The sequence below is a fragment of the Streptomyces sp. NBC_00259 genome (assembly GCF_036181745.1).
In the GTDB taxonomy this organism is placed as follows: domain Bacteria; phylum Actinomycetota; class Actinomycetes; order Streptomycetales; family Streptomycetaceae; genus Streptomyces; species Streptomyces pratisoli.
Genome location: NZ_CP108080.1, coordinates 965,380 through 979,492 on the forward strand (window position 1 = coordinate 965,380; position 14,113 = coordinate 979,492).

Genomic DNA, 14,113 nt, shown 5'->3' on the forward strand with positions numbered 1-14,113 from the left:
CGGGGTCGCATGGTGATCGAACGCGCGCACGCTACACGAAGAATAAGAACCACATAAACATGAGATGCGAAGGAGTCCTTGATGTCCGTATATGACATCCCGTTGCGCACCCTGACCGGCGAGGAGGCGTCACTCGCCGATCACCGCGGCAAGGCCGTGCTCGTGGTGAACGTGGCGTCCCGGTGCGGTCTCACGCCGCAGTACGCGGGCCTGGAGGCGCTGCAGAAGACGTACGGCGACCGGGGCTTCACCGTCCTCGGGGTGCCCTGCAACCAGTTTGCCGGACAGGAGCCCGGCAGCGCCGAGGAGATCTCCACCTTCTGCTCGGCGACGTACGGCGTGACCTTCCCGCTCCTGGAGAAGGCCGAGGTGAACGGCGACCACCGGCACCCGCTCTACACCGAGTTGACCCGTTTCGCGGACGCCGACGGGGAAGCCGGGGACATCCGGTGGAACTTCGAGAAGTTCCTGATCTCCGCCGAGGGTGATGTGGTGGCCCGGTTCCGGCCGCGCGTGGAACCGGAGGCTCCGGAGGTCGTCACGGCGATCGAGGCGCTGCTCTCCGCCTGAGCGGTGCACGGTACGCGTCGGGCGCCGCCCGTCACCGGGCGGCGCCCCACGCCGCGTCAGCGGATCGGCATGCCCGAGAGCGTACGGGCGATCACCAGCCGCTGGATCTCGCTCGTGCCCTCGAAGATCGTGTAGATCGCGGCGTCACGGTGCATGCGCTCGACGGGGTACTCACGGGTGAACCCGTTGCCGCCGAGGATCTGCACGGCCTGCGCGGTGACCTTCTTGGCGACCTCGCTGGCGAAGAGCTTGGACATCGAGCCCTCGGCGGCGGTGAACGGCTTGCCGCTCACGGCCATCCAGGAGGCGCGCCAGACCAGGAGCCGGGCCGCGTCGATCTGGGTGCGCATGTCGGCGAGTTGGAAGGCCACACCCTGGTTGTCGATGATCGGGCGGCCGAACTGCTCGCGCTCCTTGGCGTACTCGAGCGCGTAGTCGTACGCGGCCCTGGCGGTGCCGACGGCCATCGCGCCCACCGCGGGACGGGACGCCTCGAAGGTCGCCATGGCCGCGTTCTTCACCCTCCCCCGGCCTTCGGCCGGGGGGACCCCCACGCCGCCCGCGCCGGCGGCCCGCTCGCGGGCGCGGGCGAGGCGCTCGTCGAGCTTCTCCTTGCCGCCGAGGAGGCACGAGCCGGGGACGCGGACGTTCTCCAGGACGACCTCGGCGGTGTGGGACGCGCGGATGCCGTGCTTCTTGAACTTCTGCCCCTGGGAGAGCCCCGGGGTGTTCGGCGGGACGATGAAGGAGGCGTGGCCCTTGCTGCCCAGCTCGGAGTCGACGACGGCGACGACGACATGGACGTTGGCGATACCGCCGTTGGTCGCCCAGGTCTTCGTACCGTTGAGGACCCATTCGTCCTTTGCCTCGTCGTAGACGGCCCGGGTACGCATCGCGCCGACGTCGGAGCCGGCGTCGGGCTCGGAGGAGCAGAAGGCGGCGACCTTCACGTCGTCGACATCGCCGTACATCTGCGGGATCCAGGTGCCGATCTGCTCCTCGGTACCGTTGGCGAGGACGCCGACGGCGGCCAGGCCGGTGCCGACGATGGACAGCGCGATTCCGGCGTCGCCCCAGAAGAGCTCCTCCATCGCCACCGGGATGCCGAGTCCGGTGGGGTCGAAGAACTGCTGGGCATAGAAGTCGAGGGAGTAGATGCCCACCTTGGCGGCCTCCTGGATGACCGGCCAGGGTGTCTCCTCACGCTCGTCCCACTCCGCGGCGGCCGGGCGGATCACGTCCTTGGCGAAACCGTGCAGCCAGTCACGGACCTGCTTCTGGTCGTCGTTGAGATCGAGCGCGAACTCGGTCATGTCCCCTCCTGATGTGCTTCAACCACGCATGTTACTAGCGGTAACCGCAGTCTGTTACCGGTAAGTACGAGCTGTCAACCGCCGCCCCCGTGATCGGCGGGGAGCCTCGGTGGAGTGTTACGTTGCGCAGGCCTCACGGATTTCGCACGGGCGGGGAGACGCTATGGAGACCACGACCACGACTCATCAGAGCGACCAGCAGCGGTCGGCAGACCAGCGGCGGCGGGAGCTGCTCGAAGCCGCGGACCGCGTAGTGCTCCGGGACGGGCCGCAGGCGTCCATGAACGCGATCGCCGCCGAGGCCGGGATCACCAAGCCGATCCTCTACCGGCACTTCGGCGACAAGAGCGGCCTCTACCGGGCGCTCGCCAAGCGCCACACCGACGCCCTGCTCGTGGCGCTGCGCACGGCGATCGACGCGAGTTCCGACCGGCGCGAGCGGGTCGAGCACACCCTCGACACCTATCTCGCCGCGATCGAGGCGCGACCGCAGGTGTACCGCTTCCTGATGCACCCGGCCGAGGACCCCCAGCAGTCCGAGCAGGGCTTCGACGTCGGCCTCCACTCGGCGCCACTGCTGCGCAGGCTCGGCGAGGAACTCGCCAAGGTCATCGCCGAGCGCGTCGACCTCGGCCCCGGCGGTGACGAGCTGGCCCGGATCTGGAGCCACGGCATCGTCGGCATGATGCACGGCGCGGGTGACTGGTGGCTCGGTGAACGCCCCTGCTCGCGGCAGCAGTTGGTGACGAGCCTCGCGGACCTGCTGTGGGGCAGGCTCTCGGTCGCCGAGGACCGCCCGGGCAGCCCGGGCTTCTGAATGCCGGTCGCCGCAGGGGCTCGTCACGGGCCCCTACGGCGACTGCGGAGCGGAGCGGAACCACGGCGCACGGCGGGCCGCCCGCAGGGCGCGGGCCCGGCGCAGGCCGGTGAGACGGTCCACGTAGACGGCGCCTTCCAGGTGGTCGCACTCGTGCTGCAGGCACCGCGCGAAGAACCCCGTCCCGTCCACCCGGACCGGCTCCCCGTCCGCCGTCACGCCCTCGACCACCGCGTGGTCGAAGCGTGGCGTCCCCGCCTCGATGCCGGGCAGCGACAGACAACCCTCCGGCCCCCGCAGCTCGATCCCGTCCGCCGTGACGAGCCGTGGATTGACCACGTGCCCGAGGTGGCGGACGTCCTCGTCGTCAGGGCAGTCGTAGACGAACACCCGCAGCGGGACACCGATCTGGTTCGCCGCGAGGCCGACGCCCTGGGCGGCGTACATTGTCGCGTACATGTCCTCGACGAGCCTCGCCAGGGACGGACCGAAGTCGGTGACGGGCTCGCAGGGCGCGTGCAGCACCGGATCCCCGAGCATGCTCATGTCTCGGACGAGTCCGGAACTGCCGGGGATCGGTCGGTTTCGCATGGCGGTAAGGGTACGTTCCGCACGTCGGGGCGATGACCTCCAGGTTTCGTCATGGAGCCGCGGTTCGGGCCGTCGCCCGGAGGTCGATAGGCTGAGCCCCGACCGACGCAAGGAGGATCAAGGACGATGGCAGGACACCCTGGCAACGCAGACCCACTGTCGCCGCGGGCCAAGCTGGCCGTGACGGCGGGCAAGGCCGCAGCGGCGGTGTCGCGCGCGGCGGGCCGTGGCAGCGGATCGGTGATCGGCGGCCGGGTGGCGCTCAAACTCGACCCGGATCTGCTGAGCCGGCTGGCACAGCATCTCGACGTCATCCTGGTGTCGGCGACGAACGGCAAGACCACCACCACCCGGCTCATCGCCGAGGCCCTGCGCGCCAGCGGCCCGGTCGTCTCCAACGCCCTGGGTGCGAACATGCCGGCGGGCATCACCTCCGCCCTGGCCGGCGGCTCCGACGCCAAGTTCGGCGTGATCGAGGTCGACGAGAAGTACCTGGCCGGCGTGGCGCGCGACACCACCCCGAAGGCCATCGCGCTGCTCAACCTCTCCCGCGACCAGCTGGACCGGGCGGCCGAGACCCGGATGCTCGCCGAGAAGTGGCGCGAGGGCCTGTCCGGCACGAAGGCCGTGGTCATCGCCAACGCCGACGACCCGCTGATCGTCTGGGCCGCGTCCTCCTCGCCCAATGTGGTGTGGGTGGCCGCCGGACAGGAGTGGAAGGACGACGCCTGGTCCTGCCCCGCCTGCGGCGGTGTGATGCAGCGTCCCGGCGACGACTGGTTCTGCGGGGAGTGCGGATTCCGCCGCCCCGCGGTGAGCTGGGCGCTCAGCGGCGACTACGTCCTCGACCCGCACGGCTCCGCGTGGCCGATCCACCTTCAGCTCCCGGGCCGCGCCAACAAGGCCAACGCCGCCACCTCCGCCGCGGTGGCCGCGGTCTTCGGCGTACCGCCGCAGGTCGCGCTCGAGCGCATGTACCAGGTGCAGGCGGTCGCCGGCCGGTACGACGTCGTGTCGTTCCTCGGCCGCGATCTGCGGCTGCTGCTGGCGAAGAACCCGGCCGGCTGGCTGGAGACGTTCTCGCTGATCGACCCGCCGCCGACCCCGGTGATCCTGTCCGTCAACGCCCGTGGCGCCGACGGCACCGACACCTCCTGGCTCTGGGACGTCGACTACACCCGGCTCGCCGGTCACCCGATCCTCGTGATCGGCGACCGCAGGCTGGACCTGGCCGTGCGGCTGGAGGTCGCCGGGCTGGACTTCCGGGTCTGCGACAGCGTCGACGAGGCGGTCCAGTACGCCCCGCCCGGGCGGATCGAGCTGATCGCCAACTACACCGCCTTCCAGGACGTACGCCGCCGCGTCGGCAACTGACCGCACGGACCGCAGAGGATTACGAGCATGAGCGACAGCAGCCTGCGTCTGGTGTGGGTCTACCCGGACCTGCTCAGCACGTACGGAGACCAGGGCAACGCCCTGGTCGTGGAGCGCCGCGCCCGGCAGCGCGGACTGGGCGTCACGCGCGTGGACGTCCGCAGCGACCAGCCGGTGCCGACGTCCGGCGACATCTATCTGATCGGCGGCGGCGAGGACCGGCCTCAGCGGCTCGCGTCCGAGCGGCTGCGCCGCGACGGCGGCCTCTCCAGGGCCGCGTCCAACGGCGCGATCATCTTCTCGGTGTGCGCCGGCTACCAGATCCTCGGCCATGAGTTCATCAACGACCTGGGTGAGCGCGAGCCTGGCCTCGGCCTGCTCGACGTGATCTCCACCCGGGGCGAGGGCGAGCGGTGCGTCGGTGACGTACTGGCCGACATCGACCCGCGGCTGGGCCTGCCGCAGCTGACGGGTTTCGAGAACCACCAGGGCATCACCCACCTCGGACCGACGGCCCGCCCGTTCGCCCGCACCGTCCTCGGCAAGGGCAACGGCACCGGCGACGGTACCGAGGGCGCGTACAACGACACCGTCTTCGGCACCTACATGCACGGCCCGGTGATGGCGCGCAATCCGCAGATCGCGGACCTGCTGCTGAAGCTGGCGCTCGACGTGAACGCGCTGCCGCCCACCGACGACCGCTGGTACGAGGCGCTGCGCGCCGAGCGCATCACGGCGGCGACACAGCCCGCCTGACCGCGGCCCGACAGGCCGCTCGTACGACCACCCGACTCGTACGAACATACGGTGTCCACTGTGCGGACGTCCGGTTCGGTTCCCGCCACCTGGCGCCGGTAGGGTGGCGGGGATCCAACCGGACGACGTGGTCCGGGAGTCGGCCCACGTTGCAAAGGTATTCGGGCTATGCGCATTGGTGTCCTCACCTCCGGCGGCGACTGCCCCGGTCTCAACGCGGTCATCCGCTCAGTCGTGCACCGCGCCGTCGTCGACCACGGCGACGAGGTCATCGGTTTCCACGACGGCTGGAAGGGCCTGCTGGAGTGCGACTACCGCAAGCTCGACCTGGACGCGGTGGCCGGCATCCTCGCCCGAGGTGGCACCATCCTCGGCTCCTCGCGGGTGCAGCCCGCGCATCTCGTCGACGGTGTGGAGCGGGCCAAGGGACACGTCGCCGAGCTGGGGCTCGACGCGATCATCCCGATCGGCGGCGAGGGCACGCTGAAGGCGGCGAACCTCCTCTCGCGGGCCGGCCTGCCGATCGTCGGCGTACCGAAGACCATCGACAACGACATCGCGTCGACCGACGTCACCTTCGGCTTCGACACCGCGGTCGGCGTCGCGACGGAGGCGCTGGACCGGCTCAAGACCACCGCCGAATCGCACCAGCGGGTGCTGATCGTCGAGGTCATGGGCCGGCACACCGGCTGGATCGCGCTGCACTCCGGCATGGCGGCCGGTGCGCACGCCATCGTCGTACCCGAGCGCCCCTTCGACATCGGCGAGCTGACCCGGCGGGTCGGCGCGCGCTTCGAGGCGGGCAAGCGGTTCGCGATCGTCGTGGTGGCCGAGGGCGCCAAGCCGCGTGAGGGCTCGATGGACTTCGACGAGGGCGGCAAGGACGTCTACGGCCACGAGCGGTTCGCCGGTGTCGCCCGGCAGCTCTCCATCGAGCTGGAGGAGCGGCTCGGCAAGGAGGCCCGTCCGGTGATCCTCGGTCATGTCCAGCGCGGCGGTACGCCGACCGCGTACGACCGCGTCCTCGCCACCCGCTTCGGCTGGCACGCGGTGGAGGCCGCCCACCGGGGCGAGTTCGGCATGATGACGGCCCTGCGCGGCACGGACATCACGATGGTCCCGCTGGCGCAGGCCGTGGAGACGCTGAAGACGGTCCCGGCGGAGCGGTACGACGAGGCCGAGACCGTCCTCTGACCTCGGCCGAGGTGGTTGCACACGTGACGAATCGCCCCCGGCGGCAGCGGCCGCCGGGGGCGGTTCTAGTCTTGTCCGGGCAACAAGCGCGAATCAGGACGCTCCGGGAGTACACAGATGGATCACAGCGGGCACGGCGAGCACGGTATGCCGATGGACCTGCCGCCGTTCACGCTCGGCAGGGGGCTGGAGTTCTCCGCGGATCCGTTCTTCCTGATCAGCTGTGTCCTGGGCCTCGGGCTCTACGCCTGGGGCGTGGTGCGGCTGCGCAGGCGCGGTGACGCCTGGCCGGTGGGCCGGACGGCCTTCTTCACCGTGGGCGTGCTGAGCATCGCGCTGGTGATGTGCACCGGGCTCAACGACTACGGCATGGTCATGTTCAGCGTGCACATGGTGCAGCACATGGTGATCAGCATGCTGTCGCCGATCCTGCTGCTGCTCGGCGCCCCGGTGACGCTCGCGCTCCGCGCGCTGCCGCCGGCCGGCCGTGGCCGCAAGGGACCTCGCGAGCTGCTCCTCGCCCTGCTCCACAGCCGCTACATGAAGATCGTCACGCATCCCGCGTTCACGATCCCGATGTTCATCGCGAGCCTCTACGGGCTCTACTTCACGCCGCTCTTCGACTTCCTCATGGGGTCCAAGGCCGGGCATGTCGGGATGATGGTGCACTTCCTCGCCGTCGGTCTGATCTTCTTCTGGCCGATCATGGGCGTGGACCCCGGTCCGCACCGCCCCGGCTATGTGATGCGGATGCTGGAGCTCTTCGCCGGCATGCCGTTCCACGCGTTCTTCGGCATCGCGCTGATGATGGCGTCCGAGCCGATGGTGAAGGCGTACGCGGATCCGTCGGCGTCCCTCGGGATCACCGCGCTGTCGGACCAGAACGCGGCGGGCGGCATCGCCTGGGCGTTCAGCGAGATCCCGTCGGTACTGGTACTGATCGCACTGGTGTTCCAGTGGTATCGCTCCGAGCAGCGCCAGGCCGTCCGTAAGGACCGTGCCGCCGACCGGGACGGTGACAAGGAGCTGGAGGCCTACAACGCCTATCTGGCCTCGCTCCAGGCACGGAGCCGGTAGCGGGGCCGACCACTCGGCAGCCGGGGCCCGCAGGGGGCGCACGGGAGTAGCGGTGGACCCGCCTCAGGGGTGACGATGGCTTCACGGCCCCTGGCCATGGATCCGTCCGCGGCCCGGCCTGGAGGAGGGCGCGCATGTCCAGTTCCGCGAAGACGATGGGTGTGCTCACCGTCGGGACCCTGGTGGTCGTGACGGCCTACACGGTGGCGCTCGGCAGCAACGGCTGGCTGTGGTTCGGCTGGGTCGTGCTCGGGCTGGCCACGCTCGGGATGCTGGCGTCCAAGCCCACCTGAACCGGAAGGCCGGGGCGCGCGCCGTCAGCCGGTGGTCCCGGTGGCGCGCGACTCGCGCAGGCTCAGCACCTCGTAGAGGAAGCTGTTGACAGGGGTCGGCGTCCCGCTCCGCTCGCCGAGCCGTACCACCGCGCCGGTCCATGCCTCGAGTTCGGACGGCCTGCCGGACGCGATGTCACGGTGCATCGAAGAGGTGCCTACGGCGGGCTGCTGGTCGACGAAGGCCAGCGTGGACGGCACGATGCCGTCCGGCAGCCGGATGCCGTGCGCCTGTGCGACGTGCTGGATCTCCGTCATGGCTTCCACCAGCAGCCGCCGCGTACCCGGCCGGGAGCGGAACTCGCCGATGGTCGCGTCGGTGACGGCGCCGAGGCCGCCCAGGGGCACGACGAACAGGAACTTCGCCCAGAGCTCGGTCCAGATGTCGTCGGGCACGACCGCCGTCACCGCCGAGGCGTCGAGGGCGGCCCGCAGCCGCTCCACCCGCGGCGTGACGCTGTTGTCCCATTCCCCGAAGGTCAGCGAGCCCTGGCCACCCACATGACGCACCCGGCCGGGGCCGTCCAGAAAGGCGATGATCTTCGCGATTCCGGGCAGCACCGCGCCGCGGCCCACCGCGTCGGCGACCTCGACGGGGGCCTCGACCCCGTTCTGCAGCGGCAGCACAGCCGTGTCCGGGCCCATCAGCGGAGTCAGCGTCTTGACGACGTCCGGCAGTTGGCGGGTCTTGACGCAGAGGAACACGTAGTCGACCTCGCCGATGTCCCGGGTGTCGTCGGTCACCCGCACCGGCGCGACGGAGAAGTCACCGGCCGGGCTCGCCACGGTCAGGCCCTCGTGGCGGAGCGCGTCGAGCTGCGCGCCTCGCGCGACGAAGTGGACCTCGTGCCCGGCGTCCGCCAGACGGCCGCCGAAGTAGCCGCCGACGCCGCCCGCCCCGATCACCGCTGCCTTCACCGAACCTCCTTCGCCCCGGAGGAACTTCCTCGGACCGGCTCCCCCACGCATGATCACCGTACGGAACGGCCTCCGCGTTTTCCAGACCTGCGGCGTTTTCCGGACCGGCGCCCCGGCGGCGACCGGAGGTGGTTACGGGCGAGGGGACATGCACATACACTGACCGTCTCCGAAACACCCTTTGACCTGGCAGAACGCGACGCCGGAGCCGATCCGGGACGTGGGGAGCGAAGCCTGTGTTCTATTACGTGCTCAAATACGTCATTTTGGGCCCGCTGCTACGTCTGCTGTTCCGGCCCAGGATCGAGGGACTCGAGCACATTCCGGCGGACGGCGCGGCGATCGTCGCCGGCAATCACCTGTCGTTCTCCGACCACTTCCTGATGCCGGCCATCCTCAAACGGCGCATCACCTTCCTCGCCAAGGCCGAGTACTTCACGGGCCCCGGTATCAAGGGCCGACTCACCGCCGCCTTCTTCCGCAGCGCCGGGCAGATCCCGGTGGACCGGTCGGGCAAGGACGCGGGACAGGCCGCGATCCGCGAGGGGCTCGGGGTGCTGAGCAAGGATGAGTTGCTCGGCATCTATCCGGAAGGCACGCGCTCGCACGACGGGCGGCTGTACAAGGGCAAGGTCGGCGTCGCGGTCATGGCGCTGACCGCGCAGGTGCCGGTCGTGCCCTGCGCGATGGTCGGGACGTTCGAGATCCAGCCGCCGGGCCAGGTCCTGCCGAAGATCAAGCGGGTGACGATCCGCTTCGGCGAGCCCCTGGACTTCTCGCGTTACGCGGGGATGGAGAACGAGAAGGCGGCGCTGCGGGCCGTGACCGACGAGATCATGTACGAGATCCTCGCCCTGTCCGGGCAGGAGTACGTGGACGAGTACGCCGTCAAGGCGAAGGCGGCCCAGACCGCTCAAGCGCCGGGCAGGAAGTTCCCGCGGCTGCGGCGGTGACGGGACATCGGGAGGGCGGTCCGCATGCGGACCGCCCCTCCCGTGCTTCCGGCGTGCGTCAGGGCGTCGGTGGGGCGTGCGGCGCGCACACCGTGTCGTGACCGTCGAGCGCGCCGCGGAGCAGATACGCCTCGACCTTTCCGTTGACGCAGGGGTTCACCAGCGTCGTGATGCCGTGCGAGCCGGCGTTCTCCTCGGTGACGAGGCGCGAGCCCTTGAGCCGCTTGCGGAGTTCGAGAGCGCCCTGGTACGGGGTGGCCGCGTCACGCTCGGCCTGCACCAGCAGCACCGGGGGCAGGCCCTTGCCGGTCCTGATCTCCAGCGGCTGCTGGCGCTTCGCCGGCCAGGTGGCGCACGGCAGGTTCAGCCAGGCGTTCGACCACGTGAAGAAGGGGTGCTCCGCGTGCAGCAGGGTGTTGTCCCGGTCCCAGGTCTCCCAGTCCGTCGGCCAGGGGGCGTCCGCGCACTCGACCGCCGTGTAGACGGCGGTGCTGTTCTCGGCCGCGGCGTTGCCTGCGGTGTCCTCGGGGTGCGGGCCGGCGGCGTCGATCAGCGGCTGGGGGTCACCGGCGAGGTAGCTGCTCCAGACCCGGGCGACGGGCGCCCACTGGGTGTCGTAGTACGGGGCGCTCTGGAAGTGGTCGACCAGCTCGGCGGGACCGACGAGCCCGCCGATCGGGCTGCGCTTCGCCTCGGCACGCAGCTTCTCCCACTGCCGGCGGACCTCCGCCTCGGTGTCGCCGATGCCGAAGACGTCGTCGTGGGCGGCGATCCAGGTCATCCAGTCCGTCAGCCGTCTCTCGAAGGCCCCGTTCTGGTCGAGGTTGACTCCGTACCAGATCTTGTCGGTCCTCGGGTTGACGACGGAGTCCATGACCATGCGGCGGACGTGTGCGGGGAAGAGGGTGGCGTACACCGCGCCGAGGTAGGTGCCGTAGGAGACACCGAGGAAGTTGAGCCGCCGCTCGCCGAGCGCGGCACGGATGACGTCCAGGTCGCGAGCCGTGTTGAGCGTGGTCAGATGCGGCAGGAGGTCGCCGCCGCGCTCCGCGCAGCCCGCCGCGTACTCGGCCGCGAGCTTGCGCCCGGCGCGCTTGTCGGCCTCGGAGCCGGGGACCGGATCGGGCTTGGGCGCCGTTCTCGGCGCCTGCGGGTCGACGCAGGACAGGGGCGACGAACGCCCGACGCCGCGCGGATCGAAGCCCACGAAGTCGTACGCCTTGGCGACCCCGGCCCAGAGGGCGTTGCCGGTGACGACCCGGCGCGGGAAGCGCAGGCCGGAGGCGCCGGGGCCGCCCGGGTTGTAGACGAGGGCGCCCTGGCGCTCCTCGGCGGTGCCGGTGTTGCCGATGCGGTCGACGGCGATACGTATCTGCTTGCCGTCGGGCCGGGCGTAGTCGAGCGGGACGCTGACCCAGCCGCACTGGATCGGCTTCTCCAGTCCCCAGTCGGCCGGGCAGTCGGCCCAGTCGATGCCCTGCTTCGCCGCCCGTTGAGCGGCGGTCTTCACTCCGTACGTCTCGGCGCTCCGCCGGTACGGGCCGTCCGCGGTCGCCTGTGGTGCGGCGATCGCGCCTGCGACGAGTGTGCTCGCGAGCAACGTGCCGGCCGAGCCGAGCACTGCGCTGCGTCTCACGTGGGTGCCTCCCCCTGATGATGCGCCGCTCCCCACGGCAGCGCGGGTCATGGTCAGTACGGGGGATCCTTCCGTCCGCGCGACGCCGGGCGAAAGGGCGAACCGGTGTTTCTTTGCCGAAGCAATAGCCGGTGCGCACAGCCCACTTGGGGCGTCGTATCAGCCGTGGCGCCGCGTCGGCCCTGCTGCCGCGTCGGCCCTGCTGCCGCGTCGGCCCTGCTGCCGCGTCGGCCCTGCTGCCGCGTCGGCCCTGGTGCCGTCGCCGCCGTCGCGCCGGGTCAGCCGTCGAGCAGCTCGCACCGGGCCGCGTCGAGCAGCCTGCGCAGCCGCAGCGCGTCCGGGGCGACCGCGGTGACCAGTGCCGCGGGGCCGGCGAGCGGGGTGAGGACCGCGCTCTCGCCGAGCTGTCGCGACTCGACGGGGTTCTTCTCGAAGTCGGGCTCCACGACAAGGAGTTGGCCGACCGCCCGATGTCCGGCGAGTACCGCCCCGCCGTCCCAGCCGCCCGGCGCGCCGGGTCCGAAGGAGAGTTCCTGGTCCAGCAGGGGACGGCCCGCACGGTGCACGGTCAGGCGCGTGGTGAGCGTGCCGGGTTCCTCGCCGTGGCGGCCGAGGATCTGCTCCTCACGCAGCACCAGCCGTGCCGTGGCGGCGAGTTCGACACGGGTACGCATCCGCAGGTCGCTGCCGCGCGCCGAGATCAGCTGCTCGGGCAGCCAGCGCAGTTCCGCGTCCTGGGCCACCGTGAGCGCGACGTCGTACGTGGCGGGTGCCGGGGAGCGGCCGGGCAGGGCCACGGTCGCCGCGGCGGAGTCCAGGTGCAGCTTGGCGCCTTCGTGGACGTCCGCCTCGACAGCCAGCCGGTCACCGCCGAGCGGTGCGCTCATGGCGCCGACGACGGTGACCCGGGTGTACGGTCCGGCGGCCCGGGTGCGGCGCAGCGCGAGCGGCCCCGCGCTCTCCAGCACCGGCAGTCCGTCGCGGGTGGCGACGACGCGGGCGGTGGCCTCGACGCTCATACGGCGCTCACGCGGCGGACCAGGCGCTGAGCCGGGCGCGTACCCAGTCGGCGACCGGCCGGACGCCGTCCTCGCCGGTGAGCGAGGTGAAGGCCACCGGGAGTTCACCGCGCTGCTCCTTGGCGTCGCGGGCCATGCGCTGCAGATCGGAGCCCACGTACGGGGCGAGGTCGGTCTTGTTGACGACGAGGAGGTCCGCCGTGGTGACGCCCGGGCCGCCCTTGCGCGGGATGTCGTCGCCGCCGGCCACGTCGATGACGAAGATCTGCGCGTCGACGAGGCCCTTGGAGAAGGTGGCGGTGAGGTTGTCGCCGCCGGACTCGACGAGGATCAGGTCGAGTGGTCCGACGGTGTCCTCCAGGTCCTCGACGGCTTCGAGGTTCGCGGAGATGTCGTCGCGGATCGCGGTGTGCGGGCAGGCACCGGTCTCGACGGCCTGGATGCGCTCGGGCGGCAGCACGGCGTGCCGCAGCAGGAACTCGGCGTCCTCGCGGGTGTAGATGTCATTGGTGACGACGGCGATGGACAGCTGGTCGCGCAGTTCCCGGCAGAGTGCGGCGACCGTCGCGGTCTTCCCGGAGCCGACGGGGCCGCCGAGGCCGATGCGCAGGGCACGGCGGGTTCCATCGGGGCGGACCGCGTCGGCGCTGACGGCGGCCGGGCCCGGGTGCTCGTGCGTGGGGTCGAGGTGCATGCTGCGGCTCCTTGGGGTGGTGCTACGAGGCGAAGAGTCGTACGGGCCAGGCGGCGTGCTGTTCCGCCGTGATGTCGAGCAGCGGGGCGGAGGCCGCGGGCAGGGCGTCCGTGCCCAGCTCGGCCGCCCGGTGTGCCGCGGTCACGGCGCGGCGGGCGACGTCGTCCATGTCGGGGGCGAGCCGGGCGAGGACGGCGGTGGCCTCGAAGGGGTCCAGGCTCAGCAGCCGTACCGCGGCGGTGGCCGGTCCGCCGATCGTCTCGTACGCGGCACAGTGCGCGGCGTCCTCGGGCCCGAGGCCGGCGGCGCGCGCGAGGAGCCCCAGCACGACGGGCTGGTGCGCCCCTCTGGGGAACGCCCGGGCCAGCGCGTCGAGTCCGGGCGACGGCCAGGTGGCCCGGGCGGCCCGCATGAGCTGTCTGCCGAGTTTCCGCCCCGAGGCGCGCAGGGCGGGCGAGGGGGTCCGGGCGTCGGCGGCCGCGTCCAGTTCGAGCGGGTCGAGCCCGAGCGCGGCGGCGGCTGCGAGCGCCGCCGCGGTCAGCCCCGTGGTGTGCAGCCTGCCCCGGCAGAAGTGCTCCAGCCCGTGGGCGTCCCGGATCCGCCCGGACTTGACCGCCGCCTCGGCGCCGCCGGAGTGCGCGTGCCCGCCGGCGGGGAAGCGTCCGTCGGCGAGAACGAGCAGCGCGGCTCGCGCCGGGGCACCGGACCGTGGTCCGGCCTCCTCCGCCCGGCGCGACCCCGCTGCCGCCCGCCTCGCCTCAGGGATCTCATCGGCCCCGGCGCCCGGAGCCGGGGCGGTGACCGCCGCCGGGCCGTGGGCGGGACCACCACCGGGGGCGGGTGGGCGCGTGTGGATGATGTCGCTCATG

At 71.5% G+C, this 14,113-nt stretch carries 15 protein-coding genes; 8 read left to right on the forward strand and 7 right to left on the reverse strand.

Features of this window, described 5'->3' with window-relative positions:
* Positions 1 to 81: 81 nt before the first annotated feature.
* A complete protein-coding gene (locus OG766_RS04230) occupies positions 82 to 570 on the forward strand; it encodes a glutathione peroxidase (RefSeq protein WP_328724597.1) in 489 nt (162 codons plus the stop codon).
* 56 nt (positions 571 to 626) lie between these two features.
* Here OG766_RS04230 and OG766_RS04235 read toward each other — a convergent pair whose 3' ends face one another.
* Positions 627 to 1,883 (reverse strand): acyl-CoA dehydrogenase family protein, encoded by a 1,257-nt coding sequence (locus tag OG766_RS04235; protein WP_328724598.1) that lies wholly within the window; start codon positions 1,881 to 1,883, stop codon positions 627 to 629.
* A gap of 163 nt (positions 1,884 to 2,046) precedes the next feature.
* On the opposite strand from OG766_RS04235, the gene OG766_RS04240 reads away from it, so the two are divergent.
* Positions 2,047 to 2,700, forward strand: a complete 654-nt coding sequence (locus tag OG766_RS04240; RefSeq protein WP_266376214.1) for a TetR family transcriptional regulator — start codon at positions 2,047 to 2,049, stop codon at positions 2,698 to 2,700.
* 33 nt (positions 2,701 to 2,733) lie between these two features.
* On the opposite strand, the gene def is transcribed toward OG766_RS04240, so the two are convergent.
* Positions 2,734 to 3,291, reverse strand: a complete 558-nt coding sequence (gene def, locus OG766_RS04245) for a peptide deformylase (protein ID WP_328724599.1) — start codon at positions 3,289 to 3,291, stop codon at positions 2,734 to 2,736.
* 126 nt (positions 3,292 to 3,417) lie between these two features.
* Here def and OG766_RS04250 point away from each other — a divergent pair, with 126 nt between their 5' ends.
* From OG766_RS04250 to OG766_RS04270, 5 genes are all read left to right on the forward strand, one after another.
* A complete protein-coding gene (locus OG766_RS04250; protein ID WP_266376210.1) occupies positions 3,418 to 4,665 on the forward strand; it encodes a Mur ligase family protein in 1,248 nt (415 codons plus the stop codon).
* A 27-nt stretch (positions 4,666 to 4,692) separates the two neighbouring features.
* Positions 4,693 to 5,421: a type 1 glutamine amidotransferase gene (locus tag OG766_RS04255; RefSeq protein WP_266376208.1), complete on the forward strand. Its 729-nt coding sequence runs from the start codon at positions 4,693 to 4,695 to the stop codon at positions 5,419 to 5,421.
* A gap of 168 nt (positions 5,422 to 5,589) precedes the next feature.
* Entirely contained in the window at positions 5,590 to 6,615 is a 1,026-nt protein-coding gene (locus tag OG766_RS04260) for a 6-phosphofructokinase (RefSeq protein WP_266376206.1), read from the forward strand.
* A 117-nt stretch (positions 6,616 to 6,732) separates the two neighbouring features.
* Positions 6,733 to 7,692 (forward strand): cytochrome c oxidase assembly protein, encoded by a 960-nt coding sequence (locus OG766_RS04265; protein ID WP_328724600.1) that lies wholly within the window; start codon positions 6,733 to 6,735, stop codon positions 7,690 to 7,692.
* A gap of 134 nt (positions 7,693 to 7,826) precedes the next feature.
* Positions 7,827 to 7,985 (forward strand): hypothetical protein, encoded by a 159-nt coding sequence (locus OG766_RS04270; protein WP_266376202.1) that lies wholly within the window; start codon positions 7,827 to 7,829, stop codon positions 7,983 to 7,985.
* Between the two features lie 24 nt (positions 7,986 to 8,009).
* On the opposite strand, the gene OG766_RS04275 is transcribed toward OG766_RS04270, so the two are convergent.
* A complete protein-coding gene (locus tag OG766_RS04275; RefSeq protein ID WP_328724601.1) occupies positions 8,010 to 8,942 on the reverse strand; it encodes a 2-dehydropantoate 2-reductase in 933 nt (310 codons plus the stop codon).
* A gap of 236 nt (positions 8,943 to 9,178) precedes the next feature.
* On the opposite strand from OG766_RS04275, the gene OG766_RS04280 reads away from it, so the two are divergent.
* Positions 9,179 to 9,895 carry a lysophospholipid acyltransferase family protein gene (locus tag OG766_RS04280; RefSeq protein WP_266376200.1) on the forward strand — a complete coding sequence of 239 codons (717 nt, stop codon included), beginning with the start codon at positions 9,179 to 9,181 and terminating at the stop codon, positions 9,893 to 9,895.
* A gap of 58 nt (positions 9,896 to 9,953) precedes the next feature.
* Here the strand turns inward: OG766_RS04280 and OG766_RS04285 are convergent, their stop codons facing one another.
* The 4 genes from OG766_RS04285 to OG766_RS04300 all read right to left on the reverse strand — a co-directional run bounded on the left by OG766_RS04285 (position 9,954) and on the right by OG766_RS04300 (position 14,112).
* Positions 9,954 to 11,531, reverse strand: coding sequence for an alpha/beta hydrolase (locus OG766_RS04285; protein WP_328724602.1), 1,578 nt, complete (start codon positions 11,529 to 11,531; stop codon positions 9,954 to 9,956).
* A 278-nt stretch (positions 11,532 to 11,809) separates the two neighbouring features.
* Complete coding sequence (locus OG766_RS04290; RefSeq protein ID WP_328724603.1) at positions 11,810 to 12,550, reverse strand: urease accessory protein UreD; 741 nt, start codon at positions 12,548 to 12,550, stop codon at positions 11,810 to 11,812.
* 7 nt (positions 12,551 to 12,557) lie between these two features.
* The gene (gene ureG / locus OG766_RS04295) at positions 12,558 to 13,244 is read right to left on the reverse strand and encodes an urease accessory protein UreG (protein ID WP_328724604.1); all 687 of its coding nucleotides are present in this window, start codon (positions 13,242 to 13,244) and stop codon (positions 12,558 to 12,560) included.
* A 22-nt stretch (positions 13,245 to 13,266) separates the two neighbouring features.
* The gene (locus tag OG766_RS04300; protein WP_443045442.1) at positions 13,267 to 14,112 is read right to left on the reverse strand and encodes an urease accessory protein UreF; all 846 of its coding nucleotides are present in this window, start codon (positions 14,110 to 14,112) and stop codon (positions 13,267 to 13,269) included.
* Position 14,113: the final 1 nt, after the last annotated feature.

What these genes read in the sequence shown, in the direction of transcription:
- OG766_RS04290 (WP_328724603.1), bottom strand. Translation starts at nt 12,550, where the DNA reads ATGAGCGTCGAGGCCACCGCCCGCGTCGTCGCCACCCGCGACGGACTG.
- OG766_RS04235 (WP_328724598.1), bottom strand. Translation starts at nt 1,883, where the DNA reads ATGACCGAGTTCGCGCTCGATCTCAACGACGACCAGAAGCAGGTCCGT.
- OG766_RS04250 (WP_266376210.1), top strand. Translation starts at nt 3,418, where the DNA reads ATGGCAGGACACCCTGGCAACGCAGACCCACTGTCGCCGCGGGCCAAG.
- OG766_RS04260 (WP_266376206.1), top strand. Translation starts at nt 5,590, where the DNA reads ATGCGCATTGGTGTCCTCACCTCCGGCGGCGACTGCCCCGGTCTCAAC.
- OG766_RS04270 (WP_266376202.1), top strand. Translation starts at nt 7,827, where the DNA reads ATGTCCAGTTCCGCGAAGACGATGGGTGTGCTCACCGTCGGGACCCTG.
- OG766_RS04255 (WP_266376208.1), top strand. Translation starts at nt 4,693, where the DNA reads ATGAGCGACAGCAGCCTGCGTCTGGTGTGGGTCTACCCGGACCTGCTC.
- OG766_RS04230 (WP_328724597.1), top strand. Translation starts at nt 82, where the DNA reads ATGTCCGTATATGACATCCCGTTGCGCACCCTGACCGGCGAGGAGGCG.
- def (WP_328724599.1), bottom strand. Translation starts at nt 3,291, where the DNA reads ATGCGAAACCGACCGATCCCCGGCAGTTCCGGACTCGTCCGAGACATG.
- OG766_RS04300 (WP_443045442.1), bottom strand. Translation starts at nt 14,112, where the DNA reads ATGAGCGACATCATCCACACGCGCCCACCCGCCCCCGGTGGTGGTCCC.
- ureG (WP_328724604.1), bottom strand. Translation starts at nt 13,244, where the DNA reads ATGCACCTCGACCCCACGCACGAGCACCCGGGCCCGGCCGCCGTCAGC.
- OG766_RS04240 (WP_266376214.1), top strand. Translation starts at nt 2,047, where the DNA reads ATGGAGACCACGACCACGACTCATCAGAGCGACCAGCAGCGGTCGGCA.
- OG766_RS04265 (WP_328724600.1), top strand. Translation starts at nt 6,733, where the DNA reads ATGGATCACAGCGGGCACGGCGAGCACGGTATGCCGATGGACCTGCCG.